The sequence below is a fragment of the Streptomyces formicae genome, assembly GCF_002556545.1.
In the GTDB taxonomy this organism is placed as follows: domain Bacteria; phylum Actinomycetota; class Actinomycetes; order Streptomycetales; family Streptomycetaceae; genus Streptomyces; species Streptomyces formicae_A.
The window spans coordinates 3,655,052-3,674,482 of record NZ_CP022685.1; the positions used below are offsets into that span (position 1 = coordinate 3,655,052).

The window sequence follows — 19,431 nt, forward strand, 5'->3', positions numbered from 1 at the left end:
GCATCATGTCCATCACCACCAGCACCGCCACCGCAGCAGCGGCCGCCCGCAGCCTCACCACGAAGCGCTCGGCCCAGGCACCCCGCACCTCCGCCAAGGCCGCGGCAGGCATCGCCGCCCTCGCCGCCATCGGCCCGGCCACCTGGGGCACCACCTACGTCACGACCACCGAGCTGCTGCCCCCGGACCGCCCGCTGCTCGCCGCCGCCCTGCGCGCGCTGCCCGCGGGCCTGATCCTGCTCGCCCTCACACGGCGACTGCCGCGCGGCGACTGGTGGTGGAAGGCGGCCGTACTGGGCGTACTCAACTTCGGGGCGTTCTTCCCGCTCCTCTTCTTCGGCGCGTACCGACTGCCCGGCGGCGTCGCGTCCACGATCAGCGCGGTCATGCCCCTGCTCGTGGCGGGCTTCGGAGTCGGCGTACTGAAGGTGCGGCCCACGCGCCGTACGTTGATCGCGGGACTCGTCGGCGTCGCGGGCGTCGCCCTGCTCGTCCTGCGCGGCAGCGCCGCCGTCGACCTCGCGGGCATCGCGGCGATGCTGACGGCGACCACGCTCATGGCACTCGCCGTGGTCCTCAGCAAGCGCTGGGGCCGCCCCGAAGGCGTCTCCCTGCTGACCCTGACCGGCTGGCAACTCACCGTCGGCGGACTGATCCTGGCGCCCATCGCCCTCACCGCCGAGGGCCTGCCCGACCACTTCACCGGCGCCAACATCGCCGGATACGCCTACCTCGGCATCATCGGCACGGCCATCGCGTACGCCCTCTGGTTCCGCGGCATCGAGCGCCTCCCCGCCTCCTCCGTCTCCTTCCTCGGCCTGACGAACCCGGTCGTCGCCACGCTCGCGGGCCTGCTCTTCCTGGGCCAGACCCTGACCGTCTGGCAGTTGGCCGGTCTGGTCCTGGTGGTGGCGAGCGTGCTGCTCGGCCAGCAGCGCCGCGCCACACGCCGCGCCTGACCCCCACCCACCCCACTCCCCCTCCTCTCCCCCCTCCCACCACACAAGGAGCCACCCCATGCGCATCACCGTCTTCGGAGCAGCGGGAAATTCCGGCAGCCGCGTCGTCACCGAGGCCCTGTCCCGCGGCCACGAGGTCACCGCCGTCGTACGCGACGCCGCCCGCTTCACCGACCTCCACCCCGACGCCACGCACCGCACGGGTGACGCCGGAGTCCCGGACGACGTACGCCGGTTGAGTGCGAGCCAGGACCTGGTGGTGAACGCCACGAGACCCGCCCCGGGCCGCGAGGCCGAGCACCCCGCCATCACCAGGTCACTCCTGGCGGGCCTCGCGGGCACCGGCGTCCGCCTGCTGGTCATCGGCGGCGCGGGCAGCCTGACGGTCCCCGGCACGGAGGGTGTCCTCGCGATCGACGACCCGAGGTACGTCCCCGCCGCCTGGCGCCACATAGCGGCGGCCTCCAACGCGCAGTACGACGAGGTACGCACGACGCAGACGGACGTCGCCTGGACCTACCTGAGCCCCTCGGCCCTCTTCGAACCGGGCACCCGCACGGGCGAGTTCCGCCTCGCCAAGGACGAGATCCTGGTGGACGCGGAAGGCAACTCGTCCATCTCCATGGAGGACTTCGCCATCGCCCTCCTGGACGAGGCGGAGCGGCCGGAGCACCACAGGGGGCGGTTCACGGTCGGGTACTGAGGCCGCCCCCCCAGAAAACACGAAGCGGTCGCGCATCGTGCCCCCCCCCCCCAAGAGGCACGATGCGCGACCGCCGAAGCAGAACCAGCTACTTCGCCGCGAACTTCCAGACCACCGGGTCCCCGTCCTCCTTCGCGGCCCAGTGGACCTCGAGGGACTTCGAACCCGCCGGGATCAGGTACGTCTCGCAGAGCACGTGGCTCTCGCCCTTCTTCCAGCCCTCCAGGTCCAGCTTGTCCTCGCAGCCGGACGCGTCCTCCGACGCGCCGATCAGCAGGCCGCCGCGGGTGCCGTCCGCGTAGATCTCCGTGGTGTCCGCCACGTCCGGCGTGTCCGTGAGGGGGGCGCCGCCCTTGTGCGTGTACTTCAGGTGGGCGACCGCGGGGACCATGCCCTTGGCCTTGCTCGGGTCCTGGACCAGCTTCTTGGTCTCGGCCTCCGTGCCGACGTCGATCTTCTGCGCGGCGACGTCGTACGTGACGGTGGCGTCGCCCTCCTTCACCTTGCCCGTGGTGCTGTCACCGGCCGCGAGGGCGGGAGCCTCCTTCGGCTTGGTCTGCGACTTGGGGGCGTCGGCCTTCTTCTCGTCCGACTTGTCGTCGTCACCGCCGCCGCAGGCGGTCAGCGCGAGGGCGAGTACGGCGACAGGCGCGGCGAAGCGCAGCACGGTCTTCTTGCGGAGCAAAACGTTCTCCCGGCAGGTGTGGGGCCCCGCCGCATGACGTGCGGTGTTCCACGCGTGCGGCCGGTTGAGATCGTCAGCCTAGGAGGGGGCTGTGTAGCGCGTCGAGGCCGTTACGGGCGCCCGTTCGTTGCTCGTTAGCGTTCGTTATGGATCAGCCTAGGCGGCTAGCTGGCACTCGAACTCGTTCATTCGCCTGCGCGAATTTGGAGGTGCGGCGCGGCCCGTCACAGCCCCGCCCCGCCCTCCCCGTCCGCCCGAACTACCCGGCATGCACCGACATTTCTGCCGCCCCCGTCCGCCCCCGCCCACCCCCTGGACCTCATAACAGTTGCGCAACGCGTCGGTACGGTCACCGCACGCCACAGCCGCACGGCCCCGCAGTCCCACGCGCCCGCCTACCGCGCGCGCCGCGCCTTCGCCCCGTTCGGCCACAGCCTCGGGCGGCGCTTCGCCGCCAGGTCCTCCACCCAGCCCACGGCCACCACCATCAGGCCGATCAACGGCCAGATCAGCAGCAGCATCCAGAGCATGTACGTCGTGTCGAGCGCCGAGCTCCAGCTTTCGTCCTCCATGAACGGCAGGTCGTACGCCATGTCGATGATCGGCACCGTCGCCATGATGAGGAAGTTGTGCCAGAGGTAGATGGTGACCGCCCTGTTGTTGGAGAGGGTCACCAGCTTGTCCCACCTCGCCAGCTTCCCCGGCAGCTCCTGCCACGACGGGGCGTACTGGAGCAGGATCACCACGAAGCCGAACGACCAGGTCGCCTGGGCCAGCGGGATGTCGTTCAAGTCCCAGCCGTCCGGGCCGAGATGGCCCGAAGCCCACCACAGGCCGAAGGCCATGACCAGGGCCGAGACCGACACCGCGAGGTAGCGCGGGACACGGGCGAGCAGGCCGTCCTGGTGGGCGAAGCCGAGGACCCAGCAACTGCCGTACACCGCGAAGTCCGAGACCGCGTTGCCCGTCTCGCCGGGGATCGTCACGACGCCCGTGCCGACCACCGCGGTCAGCGCCAGCGGCGCGAGCAGCGTCAGCCACGGGAGCCTGCGGAACGCCCACAGGAGGAGGGGGGACGCGATCACGAACCACAGGTACGCGCGGATGTACCAGAGCGGGCCCGCCGCCTGCGCGGGCCAGGTGTCCTCGAGGAGGCCCGCCTTGTCCCCCAGGTTCCAGGGGAACGGCGGCGCGCCCACCGGGAACACGTAGTTGAGCATGCTCGCCAGGCCCCAGGTGCCCCCGTGGTCGGGGTCGTCGCCCACGTTCCAGCCACCCGCGAAGAGCAGGAAGAGCACGACCGCGCTGAACACCCACATGGGAGGCAGGAGTCGGCGGATCCGGCCCCTGATCACTCCCCAGGCGGGGCGCTTGAGTGAACGCGCCATCAGCGAGCCCGCCAGCGCGAACATCACCCCCATCGAGGGGAAGAGGATCGTCAGCCAGGCCCAGCCGAACAGGTGGTAGACCACGACGCGGACGAGTGCGAGCGAGCGCAGCAGGTCCAGGTAGCGGTCCCGCCCCCCGCCCGGCTTCTTGGGGGCGGCAGCCGGAGCGACGAAGGGAGCAGAAGGGGGGACTGGGGATTGCCGGGTCTTCCCGGGCACATATCCGTGGCTCATACGACACTGCTCCGATCGTTGCCGCCCGTCCGCTGCCGGGGAATGGATCCGAGCGGCGGCGAGCCGGGTGTTCCCAGGGCTCCCGTGCGCCGGAGCTTCTGCCAGCGAAGGCGGCCTCCGGTGAGCGCGGTGATCCAGGACTGCAGCAGCACGACGTACATCAGCTGCCGGTAGAGGATCTGCTGGAGGGGCAGCGAGATCAGATGGGTCATGCGTTCGCGGTCCAGGCGGAAGGCGTAGGCGGCGCAGACCGCCTGGATCGCCAGGACGCCGAGCCACGCGGCGACGGTCTTCTTGGTGGGGCCGAAGACCAGGCCGTAGAGGAGGAACACGTCGATGAGCGGGGCCAGGAGCGGGGCCAGCACCATGAAGAGGGATACGAGGGGGAGGCCGACGCGGCCGAAGCGGCCCGACGGGCCCGATTCGACGAGCGCGCGACGGTGCTTCCAGATCGCCTGCATCGTGCCGTACGACCAGCGGTAGCGCTGCGACCACAACTGCTGGACCGATTCAGGGGCCTCGGTCCAGGCGCGCGCGTCCTCCGCGTACACGACCCGCCAGCCGTCCCGGTGCAGAGCCATCGTGATGTCGGTGTCCTCGGCGAGCGTGTCGTCGCTCATGCCGCCGACCCGGTCCAGGGCCGAGCGCCGGAACGCGCCGACGGCGCCCGGGATGGTCGGCATGCAGCGCAGCACGTCGTACATCCGGCGGTCGAGGTTGAAGCCCATCACGTACTCGATGTGCTGCCAGGCCCCGATGAGCGAGTCGCGGTTGCCCACCTTCGCGTTGCCCGCGACGGCGCCCACGCGCGGGTCGCCGAAGGGCTGCACCAGTTCGCGTACGGTCGCGGGCTCGAAGACCGTGTCGCCGTCCATCATCACGACGATGTCGTAACGGGCGTTCGCCAGGCCCCTGTTGAGGGCGGCGGGCTTGCCCGCGTTGTGCTGGCGCACGACGCGTACGTTCGGCAGGCGCAGCCCCTCGACGATGCGTGCCGTGCCGTCCGACGAGCCGTCGTCGATGACGATCACCTCGATGGGGTGGTCGCTCGCCATCAGGGAACGGACGGTCGCCTCGATGCACTTGGCCTCGTTGTAGGCGGGGACGAGGACCGAGACCGGCTCGGTGATCGGTGGGCCCCAGCGGAAGTTCCGTCCGCGCACCCTCCGGGCGTGCACGGCGGAGAGCAGCAGCATCAGGCCGAAGCGGACGAAGACCAGGAAGCCGATGACGGCGAGCGCCACCGCCAGCCCGTCGGTGATGTGGTCGGACGCGCCGACCAGGAACACCCAGGCCCTGCCCTTCCACAGCTCGACGCCGGTGACCTTCGTGTGCGCGCTCGGCGCGTCGAGGGCCTCCGTCAGGTTGTCGAACTCGTAGCCCTGCTTGGCCAGTTGGGGCAGGAAGCGGTCGAGCGCGGCGACGGTCTGCGAGCGGTCGCCCCCGGAGTCGTGCATGAGGACGATGGCACCCTCGCCGCCCTGGGGCGTGGCCCTGCGGATGATCTCGTCGACGCCGGGGCGCTTCCAGTCCTCGCTGTCGGTGTTGTTCACGACGGTGAGGTAGCCGCGGCTGCCTATGTACCGCGTCACCGGGTACGACTTGTCGTCCATCGCGTCGGCGAACGAGGAGTACGGCGGCCTGAACAGCGAGGTGCGGATGCCCGCGGCCCCGGCCAGGGCGAGCTGGTTCTGGGAGAGCTCCCAGTCGATGCGGCTCGTGGACTGGTAGGAGAGGTCGGGGTGGTTGAAGGTGTGCAGGCCGACCTCGTGGCCCTCGTCGACCATGCGTTTGACCAGGTCGGGGTAGCGCGAGGCCATGGTGCCCGTGACGAAGAAGACGCCGTGCGCGTGGTGTGCCTTGAGGACGTCGAGGACCTTGGGGGTCCACTCCGGGTCCGGGCCGTCGTCGAAGGTGAGCACGAGCCGGTGGTCGGGCACGCTCAGGGTGGACTCACGGCCGCCCCGGGTGTCGATGACGGGGCCGCCCTCCAGGATCTTCTCCGGTACGTGACCGGTGGGCGCGGGCGGCCGGACGCGGTGGTCGGCGAGTATCTCGCTGTGGACGTACCCGCGCAGCATCAGCATCGCGAGCAGCGCGACGAGGAGCAGCGAGGGCAGCAGGTAGCGCATGGGGAGGCGGCGGCGCCGCCCTGAGGCAGGTGCAGGTGCAGGTGCTGAGGCCGGCGCTGATGCCGGTGCCTTGGTGCTGCGGCGGCTTCCCTTGCCCCGGTGGCTTCGTCCCGGTCCGCCGCCCGCCGCGGGACCGGGACCGTTCCCGATCGAGACGTGCCGGTACGAGGGGCGGTCGGACCGGCCCCTGTTGGTGCGGAAGTTCATCGTCGTGCGTCCTCCGCGGAGGACCGGGTGTCCGCCGGGGCGTTCGGGGCGGGTGCGGTGTAACCGACGGGGACCTCGCCACCGCCGGCACCGCCACCGCCACCAGCACCACCGCCGCCGTTGCCGCCACCGCCGTCGCCACCCGTTCCCGGGTTCTCCGTGGACGGGTCGGTGGGCGGGGTGGTCGGGACCGTGGGATCCGGACCGGGGCCGGTACCGGGACCGGAGCCGGGGCCACCGGTCGGGTCCGGGGCGGGGTCGCCGCCGCCCGTGGGGTCGGGCCCCGGGGCGGGCCTGCCGCCGCCGTCCGTGGGGTCGGGATCAGCGGAGGCGCCGGGCTTGCCGCCGGTGTCGCCGCTGCCCTTGGGGTCCGGTTCGCCGGTGGTACCGGGCTTCGCCGTCCCCTCGGTCCCCCGCGTGTCGCTGTCGGCCGAGGCCGTCACACCGGAACTCGCGGTCGGCGCTATGGCGTCCGCCGGGCGGTCGGGCGTGTCCACCTTGCTCGCGGGGTGGTCGCCTTCGGGGCCCCGCACCGGCAGCCAGGGCGCGTTGGAGTTCCCCGAGAGCAGGGTGCCCACGATGATCACGGCGTAGACCGCGCACGCGAGGCCGACCACCACACCGAGCCTGCGGTACCTGCGGCTGCGGCGGCCCGTCTCGTCGACGAAGACGGGGCCTTCGGCGGCCGCCGTCTCCTGTCCCGCCCCGAAGGCGACGGGCAGGTCCGCCAACTGCCGTCCCAGTCCGTCGATCTGAACGGTGACCTCGTTCGGATCATGAGTGTGACCAGATAGGTCATCTTCTCGCCAAGTTTGCATGCGTACGCACAACCCCCCACATAACCGACTTCGGGTGCGCGTACGACCCCGGATGCCTGTCGTCCGGACCGGGCCCCCACCCGCTCCGAGCGCTCCCCCTATCACACCTCACCCGGGCCATGAATGTAGCGCACGGCGGTGTCAGGTGTTGTTCTGAGTCACATTCGACTCATCATGATGAGTGCATCTGTGGCGGGAACCCATCCACCGACGGGCTTCTCCAGCCATCCTTCCTCCGCCGAGAGTTCCGCGGCCGCGGCACGCAAAGCGGTAACTCCCGGATGAACCAGGCCCTTTCGCCACACCATCGACACGGGCGACAGCGGAACGGGATCGATCAGCGGCCGCAGCTCCGCGCCCGGCATGGCCGGAAAGTCGATCACGGCGAGGACCGGATTGCGCTTCTTCGCCATGAGCCGCCCGAACTCCTCGGCGCCGACGGCGAGCGGCGCGGGTGGCGCGATCTCGATGCCGCGCCCCTCGAACAGCCGCCGCGCGAGGTCGGTCCACTCCAGCGTGCGGGGGTTGCCCGCCCCCGCGTACACGGTCTCGCCCGCGAGCGCGTCCAGCGGCACCGCGTCGAGCTCCGCGAGCGGATGCCCCTGAGGCAGCAGGACGGCCATCGGCTCGTACCGCACCGGCTGCTGGGCGAGGCAGGACCGCAACGCCGGGTCGAGGCCCGCGAACCGGCCGAAGGAGACGTCGACGCGCCCCGCCGCGATCTCGGCCGCGGCGCCGGTGAGCCCGCTCTCGAAGCGGGCCATCAGCTCGCAGTCCGGGGCGAGTTCACGGGCCCGCGCGAGCACCCGCCCGAAGACCAGTCCTGGACTGTTCAGATCGACGAGCAGCGGACGCGCCGCCCCCGTGAAGGCCGCGACCAGGTCGTCCTGCGCCGCGAGCACCCGGCGCGCGTACGGCAGCAGCCGCTCGCCTTCGGCGGTCAGCGTGACCTGCCGGGTGGTGCGGACGAAGAGCTCGGCGCCCAACTCCCGTTCCAGGCGCCGGACATCGCGGCTCAGGGCCTGCTGCGCCACGTACAGCCGACCGGCCGCCCGCGTGAAGTGCAGCTCCCGCGCGACCGCGACGAAGCCGCGCAGCAGCCTCGGGTCCACATCACGGTGTACGACGGGGTCCGGCGAAGCGCCCGCCGCTACTTCCGGTCGTACGACAGGTCCTGACGAGTCCGCGGTCATCGCAGGAACCTACAACACAGCTGCGTGAATGGGCGCGTGACAGGTGTTGGACCCCACCGATCACCCGCGGCGAGGGTGGGCCCATGCCCCGTCACCCGACCCGCAACCCCTACGCCCGCCTCTTCGCGATACCCGGCGCCGCCGCGTTCACCGTCGGCAACCTCATCGCCCGCCTGCCCATGGGCATGTTCAGCGTGAGCGCCGTGATCATGATCTCCGGGGCCCGCGGCTCCTACGCCCTGGCCGGGGCCGTCACCGCGACGGGGCTCGCCGCGACCGCCGTCGTCGCGCCGTGGACCGCGCGGCTCGTGGACCGGCACGGCCAGGCCCGCGTCGCCGTCCCCGCCACCGCCTTCGCCGCGCTCGGCTCGCTCTCCCTGCTGCTCTGCGTGCGCTACGGAGCCCCCGACTGGACGCTCTTCGCCTCGTACGCCGCGACGGCCACGACCCCCAACACGGGCGGCATGTCCCGGGCCCGCTGGGCGCATCTGCTCCAGGGCGACGCCACCGCGGTGCACACCGCCAACTCCTTCGAACAGGCCGCCGACGAGCTCTGCTTCATGCTCGGCCCCGTCCTCGCCGCCTTCCTCTGCGGCGCGCTCTTCCCGCAGGCGGGCACCCTGATCGGCGTGGTCCTGCTGCTGACCGGCGTGCTGGTCTTCGCCGCCCAGCGCGCGACGGAACCCCCGCCCCACGGACGTACCAAAACGTCCCCGGAGAGCCCGTCGCCGCTCCGCGCGCGCGGGATGCCCGCTCTCCTGGTCGCCTTCCTCGCCACCGGCGCTGTCTTCGGCTCGCTCGAAGTCGTCACGATCGCCTTCGCCGACGCGCAGGGGCACAAGTCGGCGGCGGGCGCCGTCCTCGCCCTCCAGGCCGCGGGGTCGTGCGCTGCGGGCCTCGTCTACGGAGCGGCGAAACCGCGCGGAACGCTGGTCCGCAGGCAGTTGCTGTGCGGCGCGGCGATGGCGGCCCTGATGACGCTGCCGCTGCTGGCCGTGGCGGTCACCGATTCGCTGATCGCCCTCTCCGGAGCGCTGCTGATCGCCGGGATGGCGACGGCGCCCACCATGGTCACCGGCATGACGCTCGTCCAGGAGCGCACCCCGAGGGACCGGCTCAACGAGGGCATGACGCTCGCCGTGACCGGGCTGCTCGGGGGCATCGCGGGCGGCGCGGCGGGCGGCGGCTGGGCGGTGGAGCACCTGGGCCCCACCGTGGGCTACGGGGTCCCCGTCGCCGCCGCCTGCTGCGCCCTGCTCGTCAGCAGCGCGCAGGCTTGCGCCACGCGCACTCCAGCTCCCCCGCCCGCTCGGCCCCGCGTGTCGAACGGGGCTTGACCAGCACGGCCTCGTCCTCGGTCGAGGACGCGAGGGTCACCACGATCGCGTCCTCCAAGGGCTTCACCGAGGCGGCCAGATAGTTGTTGAGGATGATGCTGAAGACCAGTTCACGGCCGTCCTTGTCCGTGACGTAGCCGGACAGTGCCGACGCACCCGTCAACGACCCGACCTTCGCGCGGGCGTTGCCCGCCGCCGGGGTCCCGCACATCCGCGAGCGCAGCGAACCGCCGACGAACTTGTCGGGGACGCAGGCCACCGAGAGGGACGCGTACCAGTCGGCGAACCACGGCTCGCCCCGCACCGCCCGCAGCAGCTTCACATACTGGCCGGCGGGGGCCAGGTTCTTGCGCGAGAGACCGGAGCCGTCGACCTGGCGCAGCGTGCCGGGGTCGACGCCGATGCCCTTCAGATAGCCGCCGATCGCCTCGATCCCGTCGCCCCAACTCCCCGGCCTGCCGGTCGCCTCGTACCCCATGGCCTTGGTCAGGGACTCCGCGTGCATGTTGTTGGACAGCTTCATGAACGGGATCAGGAGGTCCTTGAGCGCCATGGAGTCGTGCGTGGCGAGCTGCCGCGCGCTCCTGGGGGCGGCGACGCCCGTCCTGGTCGGCCCGGTCACCCGCACCCCGTGCGCGGTCAGCGCGTCCCGGAAGACGGCGGCCGCGTACCCGGTCGGCTCCCACACGGTCACCCACTCCTTGGCGGGGGCGGCGCCGACGGGGACGGTGCCGCTGACGGTGAGGGTGTTCTCGCCGTGCCGCCGCTCCACGGCGATGGTGTCGCGGCCGCCCGCCGCGACGGTGCTCGCGCGCAGATCGATGTCCACGTAGTCGGTCTTCGGCGTCACGCTCACCCGGGGCCTGTCCCCGGCCCGCCTGCCCGGCGCGACCTCGACGATGACCGTGCCCGTGTCGTAGTCCGTGTCGGGGGCGACGCTCAGGGCGCTGATCTGCGCCGCGTAGTAGGAGGATTCGTCGTCGCCGCCCCAGGTGTCACCGATCCGGTGGTCGTCGAAGCGGGTGTCGTCGGCGACGAGCCGCCCCGAGACCTTCCTGATCCCCGAGTCGGCGACCTTCGCGGCGAGTTGGTCGTAGTCCTCGGCGAGCGTCGTCGGATCGCCGGTGCCGCGCAGGTACAGGTCTCCCCGCAGTACGCGCCCGTGCCGCTCGCCGTCGGCCAGGACGTCGGTGGTGAAGCGGTGGTCAGGGCCGAGCAGCGCCATGGCGGCGGCCGAGGTGAGCATCTTGGTGCTGGAGGCGGGCACGAGGCGACCGCTGGGCTGGCGCTGGTAGAGGACGTCGCCGGACGCGGCGTCGGCGATCACCACGCTCGCCGCGCCGCCGTCCATGCGGGGGTCGCCGAGGATGGTGTCGATGGCTTCGGGCAGTCCGCTGCGGTCGGATTCGGCCCCGGCGGGCGCGCTCCAGGAGAGGGTGGCGGCGGCGACGCCGAGGACGGCGGGCCAGATCCAGTGGCGCATGCGGGCGGGGACGCGTCTCACGGGTCTACTCATGGCCCTGGAGCATCCCGGAAGACGGGCGGACGCAACAGAGGCCCGAAGGTCGTGTCGACCTCGGGCCTCTGTTGTCACATGGGGTTTGTGGAGATGGCGGGAATCGAACCCGCGTCCAACGGTGCAGAACCAGGGCTTCTCCGTGTGCAGTTCGCTGCGATTTTCTCGGCCCCGGCAATCTCGCGAACAAGTCGCCGACGGGCCCAGTCACTGTTTGATTTCCTCCTAGGCCCCGTGACCGGGTCTAGAAGTTTAGTTCCCTAGCTGATGCCAGGATCCGGGTCGGGAACACCCCCGGGCTGACACTTCGCAAGTCGCTACTTAGGCAGCGAGGGCGAAGGAATCGCGCTTGGTATCGGCGATTATTTTTTGCGACATATGGTTTACGAGATCATTGCCGCTTCCTCGACACGCTTCCCCTGCTTCGACATCCGCTGTCGAAACCGATCATCCCCATGTTGATTTTTCAAGGTGGGCCTTTCGGCCCGGCGCCCCCGCGAAAGGGGCTCAGCGTCCCTGCCTGAGGGACGTTGTCCATCGTACGTGACCAACGGCCGACGATGCCAGCGTATTCCTGGGGCCCCGGGTGCTACGCGATCCCCTGCCGCCGCCGCGCCGCCGAGATCGCGCGGTTCGTCTCGCGGGTGTCCTGCTTCTCGCGCAGCGTCTGCCGCTTGTCGTACTCCTTCTTGCCCTTGGCCAGGGCGATCTCGACCTTGACCCTGCTGTCCTTGAAGTACAGCGCGAGGGGCACGATCGTGTGACCCGACTCCTGGGCCTTCGACTCCAGCTTGTCGATCTCGGCCCTGTGCAGCAGGAGCTTGCGCTTCCGCGTGGCCGAGTGGTTGGTCCAGGTGCCCTGCACGTACTCCGGGACGTGGATGTTGTGCAGCCACGCCTCGTGGCCGTCGATGTGCACGAAGCCGTCCACCAGGGAGGCCCGGCCCATCCGGAGCGACTTGACCTCGGTGCCCATCAGCACCAGGCCGCACTCGTAGGTGTCCAGGATGTGGTAGTCGTGCCGCGCCTTCTTGTTCTGCGCGATCATCTTCCGGGCAGGGGCCTTCTCATTGGCCTTCGCGGCCTTGCGCTTAACCTTTTCCTTCGCCATAGTGCGGCCATTTTCGCACTACGAGGGGGGTCCGAGGCCAGTCAATACTGTCTCGGCCCGGCCCTCGGCCCCGTCCTCGACCTCCAGGTCGGGCGTGATGCCCCGGCCGTCGACGGCCCGTCCCGCCGGGGTGCGGTAGTGGCCGACGGTCAGTTCGGCCACCGAACCGTCGGGCAGCCTGCTCGGCATCTGGACCGAACCCTTGCCGAACGTCCGGGAACCCACCACGACCGCGCGGCCGCGGTCCTGAAGGGCGCCCGTGAGGAGCTCGGCCGCGCTCATCGTGCCGCCGTCGACGAGCACGACCACGGGTCTCGCCGTGTCACCGCCCCGCTCGGCGTGGAGCGCCTTCTGCTCGCCCCGTACGTCGTACGTCGCCACGAGACCGCCGTCGACGAGCGCGGACGCCGCCGTGACCGCCTCGGTGACCAGGCCGCCCGAGTTCCCGCGCAGGTCGAGGAGGATGCCCGCGCCCTTGGGTGCGTCGCGGACGGCGGTCCGCACGGCCTCTCCGGAGCCCTTGGTGAAGGCGTCGACCTTGATCACCGCGGCGCCGTCCTGGAGCGCGCCGACCGTGACGGAGTCGGTGGAGAGCCTGGCCCTGCGCAGCGTCCGGCTCCACGCGCGCGTGCCGCGCTCCATGCCCAGGACCACCGGGGTGCCCGCGCGGTCGCCGCGCAGCAGGGCGACGACCTCGGTGACCGGGCGGCCCGTGACGTGCTCGCCGTCGATGGAGTGCAGCCTGTCCCCCTCGCGGACACCGGCCTTGGCGGCGGGGCCGCCCTTCTGGACCCGGGAGACCTCGATGCGGCCGTCGGCGGCGCGCCGGGTCCAGAGCCCGACGCCCGTGTACGCGCCGTCGAGGGCCTGCTCGAACTCCTTGTACTCCCCTTGCGAGTACACCGATCCCCAGCGGTCCCCGCTGCGGCTGACCGCGTCCTCCGCGGCCTTCTTGCCCGACTTGCCGTCCGCCATGGCCTCGGCCGCGGCGTCGGCCGCCTCGTCCGCCGTGCCCGCGTCGCCCTCCGGGGGGCTCAGGGCGTCGGAGCGTACGGAAGGAGGGGAGGTTTTCGGGCCTTCGTCGGCCGCGTCGCTCCAGGAGCCGGTGGCCGCGCCGGTGGCGAGGACGCTCGCGAAGACCAATGTCAGGGTCGCCCCGCGGCGGATGCGGCGGGGCCGGGAGAACCGGTCGACGAACCGGTCGGGGCCTGACATGCCGGTGAGTCTAGGACAACCAGGGGCGCCGTACGGCTCGTTGAACCGTACGGCGCCCTGACGTGCAGAGGTCTCTTGTCACACCTTGAGGTACTTGCGCAACGCGAAGAACGCGGCAAGCGCGGGCATCAGCAGGCCGATCGCGAGCACCAGGGGCAGCTTCGCGAGCACGGCGTCCCAGCCGATGAAGTTGATCAGGTTGATCTTCTCGGAGAGTTCGAGACCGTGGTCGATCATGAAGTACCGCCCGACGAGCAGCATTCCGCACGCCACGCCGCCACCGATGAGACCGGCGACGGCGGCCTCCATGATGAACGGCATCTGGATGTAGAAACTGGACGCGCCGACGAGCCGCATGATGCCGGTCTCCCGCCTGCGGCTGAACGCCGAGACGCGCACGGTGTTGACGATCAGCATCAGCGCGACGACGAGCATCAGCGCCATCACCGCCACCGCCGCCCAGTTCATGCCGTTCAGGAGCCCGAAGAGGTTGTCCAGATAGCCCTTCTGGTCCTGCACGGACTGCACGCCGTCCCGGCCCGAGAAGGCGGTCGCGACCACCTGGTACTTCTCCGGGTCCTTCAGCTTGATGCGGTACGACTCCTGCATCTGGTCCGGAGTCAGCGAGCTGGACAGCGGGGAGTCGCCGAACTGCTCCTTGTAGTGCTTGTACGCCTCGTCGGCCGACTCGTGCGCGACCTTGTCCACGACGGGCATCTTCTTCAGATCGCCGAGGATCTGGTCCTTCTGCTCGTTCGTGACGGCGCCCTTGGCGCACTTGGGGTCCTGCTCGGCGTCGGCCTTGTTGCACAGGAAGATCGAGACGTTGACCTTGTCGTACCAGTAGCCCTTCATCGTGCTCACCTGGTCACGCATGAGCAGCGAGCCGCCGAAGAGGGCGAGTGAGAGCGCTACGGAGACGATGACCGCGAAGGTCATCGTGAGATTGCGACGGAGACCGACGCCGATCTCCGACAGGACGAACTGGGCGCGCATGGCGGCCTTTCAGTGGATCAGGTGGATCAGACGGTACGGGCGAGGCGGGGTCGTCAGTGCTGGTAGCCGTACACGCCGCGCGACTGGTCGCGGACGAGGCGGCCCTCCTCCAGCTCGATGACCCGCTTGCGCATCTGGTCCACGATCTGCTGGTCGTGGGTGGCCATCACGACGGTGGTGCCGGTCCGGTTAATCCGGTCGAGGAGCTTCATGATGCCGACCGAGGTCTGCGGGTCGAGGTTGCCGGTCGGCTCGTCGGCGATGAGGAGCTTGGGCCGGTTGACGAACGCGCGCGCGATCGCCACTCGTTGCTGCTCACCACCGGAGAGCTCGCCGGGCATCCGGTCCTCCTTGCCGCCGAGGCCCACGAGATCGAGGACCTGGGGCACGGACTTGCGGATCTCGCCGCGGGACTTGCCGATGACCTCCTGCGCGAAGGCCACGTTCTCGCCGACGGTCTTGTTGGGCAGGAGGCGGAAGTCCTGGAAGACGGTGCCCAGCTGGCGGCGCATGTGCGGCACCTTGAAGTTGGACAGGCGCGCGAGGTCCTTGCCGAGGACGTGCACTTGGCCGTGGCTGGTGCGCTCCTCGCGCAGGACAAGACGCAGGAAAGTGGACTTTCCGGAGCCGGAGGAACCCACCAGGAAGACGAACTCGCCCTTCTCGATCTCTAGGGAGACGTCCCTGAGAGCGGGGCGGGTCTGCTTCGGGTAGGCCTTGGAGACGTTGTCGAATCGGATCACGGATGCACCACGGTTTGCCGGGGGTAGGTGAGCGTGACCATACGCGAAGCCGGTACGCGAGCGCAGTCGGCGTCCGGAGTTGCGCGGATTGTCTCGGAAGTACCGGGGAGCGGAACGGTCGGAAACCGTCGAGAGGGGGCGGGCCGCGCCGAAATCCGCGGAAGCTGGCACAGTGGTAGGGGGAACGATTGAGTTCCCCCTAGCGTTGGGCAGGCTGAGACTGTGCGGGAGGAGAAGCGCATGACCCTAGACCGGTTGGTATGCGCGAACTGCGCAGCGCCCGTGAGTGAAGGCCGCTGCCCCGTGTGCCGGGCCAATCGCGAGCGCCTGCAGCTGGAGGGGCCCTTCGCGGGGCTCAATCCCGCGGCACTGATAGCGCTGCTCGTCGTGCTGATCGCGGCGGTGGCGCTGCTCGCCCACCAGACCGCATAGCGGCGGCACACAGAGAGTCACGCGTCGGGTACGCCTCGCTGACACGAGGCACAGGTAACCGACACGGGTGACTCAGGGTGACCCGGACCGGACACCCGAAAGGGCCCGGAGCTTCGGAAAGCTCCGGGCCCTTCGTCGTACGTCGCGCACCTCAGGTACGCCGCACGCGCCGTCGCCCTCGTCAGGCAGCGGCGCCGCGGTTGCCGACCAGGCGCGGCAGGATGCGGAAGCCGATGCCGCCGGCGATCATCGTCGCGGCACCGATCACCAGGAAGGTGGTCTCGGCGGCGCCGGTCTCGGCCAGCTCGCCCTTCTCACCCTTGTTGCCGCCCTGCTCGACCGGCTTGGAGCCGGTGTCGCTCAGGCTGTCCTTGCCCTTGCCCTGCTCGACGGGCGTGGAGCCGCCGCCGTCGGGGTCGGTGTCGTTGCCGCCGTTGCCGCCGCCGTTCCCGTTGTCGTGGCCCGGGTCGCTCGGGTCCGAGGTGGGCGGGTCCGTCGGGTCGTCGGTCGGGTCCGGGTCCTCGGTGGGCTCGGTCGGCTCCGTGGTGGGCGGGTCCGTCGGGTCCGGCGGGTCCGTCGGCTCGGTGGTGGGCGGGTCCGTCGGGTCCTCGGTGGGCTCAGGAATCGTGGTGGGCGGGTCGGTGGGCTCGTCGTCGTCCGCACCCGGGGTGTCCACGTCGACACCGACGCCGCTCTCGTCGGCGTGGGCGCCGACGCCCACACCGCCGAGGTCGACACCGACGTCGAGGGCCGAGGCCGCGCCCGCGGCGGTCAGCGAGGCACCGGCGGCGATCACGGCGCCGGCGGCTATCCGCGCGACGCGGATCCGCGTCTTCTTGGTCATCTGGCTGCTACCCCCAGTAGCTGAATCGTCAGTGAGGCAGCGTCCGGGGCGGGATTCAGCGCGGCCGCTGGGGACGATCGATCGGCCCCCACCGCTCACACGCGCCCCAGGAATACGCATGCCGCGCGCTAGCCTTTCCACTTTTCACAGCAGCGTCAAGGTCGTTGCGTGCGCGATGTCCGATATCAGGGCAGTTGACCGTCGTACGGAGATCTGACTGTGACGCAAAAGGCAACTGCCGCCCATTGGGCAGCAGTTGCCTTGTCGATAAAGCCGCTCAGGGCGGTATTTACTTCTCCTGCTGCTTGCGCCAGCGAATTCCGGCTTCGAGGAAGCCGTCGATCTCGCCGTTGAAGACGGATTCGGGGTTACCGACCTCGAACTCCGTCCGCAGGTCCTTGACCATCTGATAGGGGTGCAGGACGTACGACCGCATCTGGTTGCCCCAGGAGTTGCCGCCGTCGCCCTTGAGGGCGTTCATCTTCGCCTGCTCCTCCTGACGGCGGCGCTCGAGGAGCTTCGCCTGGAGGACGTTCATCGCGGTCGCCTTGTTCTGGATCTGCGAGCGCTCGTTCTGACAGGAGACGACGATGCCGGTCGGCAGGTGGGTCAGGCGGACCGCGGAGTCCGTCGTGTTGACGCCCTGGCCGCCGGGGCCCGAGGAGCGGTACACGTCGATGCGCAGCTCGGACTCGTCGATCTCGATGTGGTCGGTCTGCTCGACCACGGGGAGGATCTCGACGCCCGCGAAGGAGGTCTGGCGGCGGCCCTGGTTGTCGAAGGGCGAGATGCGCACGAGGCGGTGGGTGCCCTGCTCCACGGAGAGCGTTCCGTAGGCGTACGGGACGTTGACGGCGAAGGTGGTCGACTTGATGCCGGCCTCTTCCGCGTACGACGTCTCGTAGAGCTCGGTCTTGTATCCGTGGCGCTCGGCCCAGCGCAGGTACATCCGCTGGAGCTTCTCGGCGAAGTCCGAGGCGTCGACGCCGCCGGCCTCCGCGCGGATGGTGACGACGGCCTCACGGGCGTCGTACTCACCGGAGAGGAGGGTCCTTACTTCCATCTCGTCCAGCGCCTTCTTGACGGCGACGAGCTCGGATTCGGCCTCGGTACGGGTGTCCGGGTCGTCCTCCTCCTCGGCCATCTCGAAGAGGACACCGAGGTCGTCGATGCGACCTCGCAGGGCCTCGGCCTTGCGGACCTCCGCCTGGAGGTGGCTCAGCTTGCTGGTGATCTTCTGTGCCGCTTCCGGGTCGTCCCACAGGGACGGCGCGGCCGCCTGCTCCTCGAGCACGGCGATATCGGCCCTCAGCTTGTCGAGGTCCAGGACGGCCTCGATCGACTCCATGGTCGAGGAGAGGGACTTGAGCTCTTCGGAAACATCGACGACTGCCACGACTCCAGCGTAACGGCTACGACAACCGGCCTTGCCCCTGCGGGAGCGGGGCGGGGTCTCCGGCGGGCCCGGAGGGGTTTCCGCCGGGGCGCAGGCCCCAGAGGCGCGGGGCTGGTGGCGGTCTGCTTCCGGCTGCCCCTCCGGTGGGGGTTGCTCGCGCAGTTCCCCGCGCCCCTGACGGGGCGCCCCCTAGGGGCGCGGGGAACTGCGCGATCGGCCACGACGCTCCCGCAGGTCACCACCCGCCGGGGGCTACGGCGTGGGCGGCGCCGAGTTCACGTTGTCCGGAGGCGGCGTCTCCGCGTCGTCGCCGCTCGTGGCGGCCCACGTGCCGATGCCCGCCGCGGCGACGATCACCGCTCCGGCCACGCCGAGCGTGATCCTGCGGCGCCGGGCCGACGCCCGGTGCTTGGCGGAGCCGGGCCGCGCCGCGCCCGCGGCGCGGGGGGCGCGGGCCGTGCCCCGGGCGCCGCCCGCCAGCTCGTCGGGTCCCGGGACACGCATGGAGGTGTGGGTGTCGCGGTTGGAGTCGGCGGACGCGGAGCCCGGCACCAGGGGGACCGCGCCCCGGCGGGGAGCGGCCTCGCGGGGCTCGGGGGCCGACTCCTCGTACGCCTCGTCGGCGACCCCCGGCTCCGTGTCCGGTTCGTCCACGTCGAGCGGCGGCATGCCCGCGACGAGCGGCAGCAGCTCCCGCAGCCGCGCGCCGAGCTCGGAGGCGCGCAGCCGGGACGCGGGGGCCTTGGCCAGGCACTGGACGAGGAGCTGCCAGAGCTCCTCGGGGATGCCGGGCAGGGGGACGACCGTCTCGGTGACGTGCCGCCGCAGGACCGCGCCGGGGTGGCCGCCGCCGAAGGGCGTGAAGCCCGCGAGGAGCTCGTACAGGACCGTGGCGAGGGCGTAGATGTCGACCGCCGCGCGCGGCGGCAGGCCCTCGATGATCTCGGGGGCGAGGTAGTCGGGAGTGCCGATGATCTTCGTGGCGCGGGTGCGGCGCGGGGAGTCGATCAGCTTGGCGACGCCGAAGTCGGTGAGCAGGGCGGGGTGCGCGCCGCCGGGGCCGAGGGGGCCCTGCATGTCCAGGAGTACGTTCTCGGGCTTGACGTCGCGGTGCACGATGCCCGCGGCGTGCGCGGCGGCGAGCCCGTCGGCGACGTCCGCGACGATGGCGACGGCCGCCTCGGGGGCCATGCGGCGCTCGCGGTCGAGGCGGGTGCGCAGGTCCGTGCCGCGGACGAGGTCCATGACCAGGGCCAGGTCGTTCCCGTCGACCACCAGGTCGTGGACGCCGACCACGCGCGCGTGGTCGAGGCTGAGCAGGGCGGTGCGCTCCTGCACGAAGCGGCCGACGAGTTCCTGGTCGGAGGCCAGGTCCTCGCGCAGCAGCTTGATGGCGACCGGGCCTTCGGGCCCCTCGCCCAGCCACACCGTGCCGGCGCTGCCACGGCCCAGGATCTGGTGGGCGGTGTACCGGCTGCCGATCTTGCGCGTCAAGACTGCTCCTACGGATGCGTGTTGGCGA

At 70.9% G+C, this 19,431-nt stretch carries 17 protein-coding genes and 1 other RNA gene; 4 read left to right on the forward strand and 14 right to left on the reverse strand.

Translation table 11 applies throughout. The features are described 5' to 3' along the window. Window positions 1–5 precede the first annotated feature (5 nt). The gene (locus tag KY5_RS15735) at window positions 6–959 is read left to right on the forward strand and encodes an EamA family transporter (protein WP_098242841.1); all 954 of its coding nucleotides are present in this window, start codon (window positions 6–8) and stop codon (window positions 957–959) included. Window positions 960–1,017: 58 nt separating this feature from the next. Then, window positions 1,018–1,662 (forward strand): NAD(P)-dependent oxidoreductase, encoded by a 645-nt coding sequence (locus tag KY5_RS15740; protein WP_098242842.1) that lies wholly within the window; start codon window positions 1,018–1,020, stop codon window positions 1,660–1,662. 88 nt (window positions 1,663–1,750) lie between these two features. Here KY5_RS15740 and KY5_RS15745 read toward each other — a convergent pair whose 3' ends face one another. The 5 genes from KY5_RS15745 to KY5_RS15765 all read right to left on the reverse strand — a co-directional run bounded on the left by KY5_RS15745 (window position 1,751) and on the right by KY5_RS15765 (window position 8,319). Beyond that, the gene (locus KY5_RS15745) at window positions 1,751–2,347 is read right to left on the reverse strand and encodes a hypothetical protein (protein ID WP_098242843.1); all 597 of its coding nucleotides are present in this window, start codon (window positions 2,345–2,347) and stop codon (window positions 1,751–1,753) included. Window positions 2,348–2,742: 395 nt separating this feature from the next. After that, on the reverse strand, window positions 2,743–3,969 hold the full coding sequence (locus KY5_RS15750; RefSeq protein WP_098242844.1) for an acyltransferase family protein: 1,227 nt from the start codon (window positions 3,967–3,969) through the stop codon (window positions 2,743–2,745). Beyond that, window positions 3,966–6,101, reverse strand: coding sequence for a glycosyltransferase (locus KY5_RS15755; protein ID WP_098242845.1), 2,136 nt, complete (start codon window positions 6,099–6,101; stop codon window positions 3,966–3,968). Before KY5_RS15755 ends, KY5_RS15750 begins: the two co-directional genes overlap by 4 nt. A 203-nt stretch (window positions 6,102–6,304) precedes the next feature. Then, window positions 6,305–7,039, reverse strand: coding sequence for a hypothetical protein (locus KY5_RS15760; protein WP_098242846.1), 735 nt, complete (start codon window positions 7,037–7,039; stop codon window positions 6,305–6,307). Window positions 7,040–7,284: 245 nt separating this feature from the next. Then, window positions 7,285–8,319, reverse strand: a complete 1,035-nt coding sequence (locus KY5_RS15765; protein ID WP_098242847.1) for a LysR family transcriptional regulator — start codon at window positions 8,317–8,319, stop codon at window positions 7,285–7,287. 83 nt (window positions 8,320–8,402) lie between these two features. Here KY5_RS15765 and KY5_RS15770 point away from each other — a divergent pair, with 83 nt between their 5' ends. Then, the gene (locus tag KY5_RS15770) at window positions 8,403–9,656 is read left to right on the forward strand and encodes an MFS transporter (protein WP_098242848.1); all 1,254 of its coding nucleotides are present in this window, start codon (window positions 8,403–8,405) and stop codon (window positions 9,654–9,656) included. On the opposite strand, the gene dacB is transcribed toward KY5_RS15770, so the two are convergent. From dacB to ftsE, 6 genes are all read right to left on the reverse strand, one after another. Next, window positions 9,580–11,172 carry a D-alanyl-D-alanine carboxypeptidase/D-alanyl-D-alanine-endopeptidase gene (gene dacB, locus KY5_RS15775; RefSeq protein ID WP_199843098.1) on the reverse strand — a complete coding sequence of 531 codons (1,593 nt, stop codon included), beginning with the start codon at window positions 11,170–11,172 and terminating at the stop codon, window positions 9,580–9,582. The two genes, KY5_RS15770 and dacB, sit on opposite strands and share 77 nt — an antisense overlap. A gap of 85 nt (window positions 11,173–11,257) precedes the next feature. Next, window positions 11,258–11,627, reverse strand: a transfer-messenger RNA (tmRNA) gene (ssrA, locus tag KY5_RS15780). 134 nt (window positions 11,628–11,761) lie between these two features. Next, a complete protein-coding gene (gene smpB / locus KY5_RS15785) occupies window positions 11,762–12,283 on the reverse strand; it encodes an SsrA-binding protein SmpB (RefSeq protein ID WP_098242850.1) in 522 nt (173 codons plus the stop codon). Window positions 12,284–12,301: 18 nt separating this feature from the next. Beyond that, window positions 12,302–13,498, reverse strand: coding sequence for a S41 family peptidase (locus tag KY5_RS15790; RefSeq protein WP_098242851.1), 1,197 nt, complete (start codon window positions 13,496–13,498; stop codon window positions 12,302–12,304). A gap of 78 nt (window positions 13,499–13,576) precedes the next feature. After that, the gene (gene ftsX, locus KY5_RS15795; protein WP_055550727.1) at window positions 13,577–14,494 is read right to left on the reverse strand and encodes a permease-like cell division protein FtsX; all 918 of its coding nucleotides are present in this window, start codon (window positions 14,492–14,494) and stop codon (window positions 13,577–13,579) included. Window positions 14,495–14,547: 53 nt separating this feature from the next. Then, entirely contained in the window at window positions 14,548–15,237 is a 690-nt protein-coding gene (gene ftsE / locus KY5_RS15800) for a cell division ATP-binding protein FtsE (protein ID WP_098242852.1), read from the reverse strand. A 240-nt stretch (window positions 15,238–15,477) separates the two neighbouring features. Here ftsE and KY5_RS15805 point away from each other — a divergent pair, with 240 nt between their 5' ends. Beyond that, a complete protein-coding gene (locus tag KY5_RS15805; protein WP_098242853.1) occupies window positions 15,478–15,669 on the forward strand; it encodes a hypothetical protein in 192 nt (63 codons plus the stop codon). Window positions 15,670–15,850: 181 nt separating this feature from the next. Here KY5_RS15805 and KY5_RS15810 read toward each other — a convergent pair whose 3' ends face one another. The 3 genes from KY5_RS15810 to KY5_RS15820 all read right to left on the reverse strand — a co-directional run bounded on the left by KY5_RS15810 (window position 15,851) and on the right by KY5_RS15820 (window position 19,403). Next, a complete protein-coding gene (locus tag KY5_RS15810; RefSeq protein WP_098242854.1) occupies window positions 15,851–16,513 on the reverse strand; it encodes an LPXTG cell wall anchor domain-containing protein in 663 nt (220 codons plus the stop codon). 289 nt (window positions 16,514–16,802) lie between these two features. Further along, on the reverse strand, window positions 16,803–17,909 hold the full coding sequence (prfB, locus tag KY5_RS15815) for a peptide chain release factor 2 (protein WP_098242855.1): 1,107 nt from the start codon (window positions 17,907–17,909) through the stop codon (window positions 16,803–16,805). Between the two features lie 252 nt (window positions 17,910–18,161). Then, window positions 18,162–19,403 (reverse strand): serine/threonine-protein kinase, encoded by a 1,242-nt coding sequence (locus KY5_RS15820; protein ID WP_098242856.1) that lies wholly within the window; start codon window positions 19,401–19,403, stop codon window positions 18,162–18,164. Window positions 19,404–19,431: the final 28 nt, after the last annotated feature.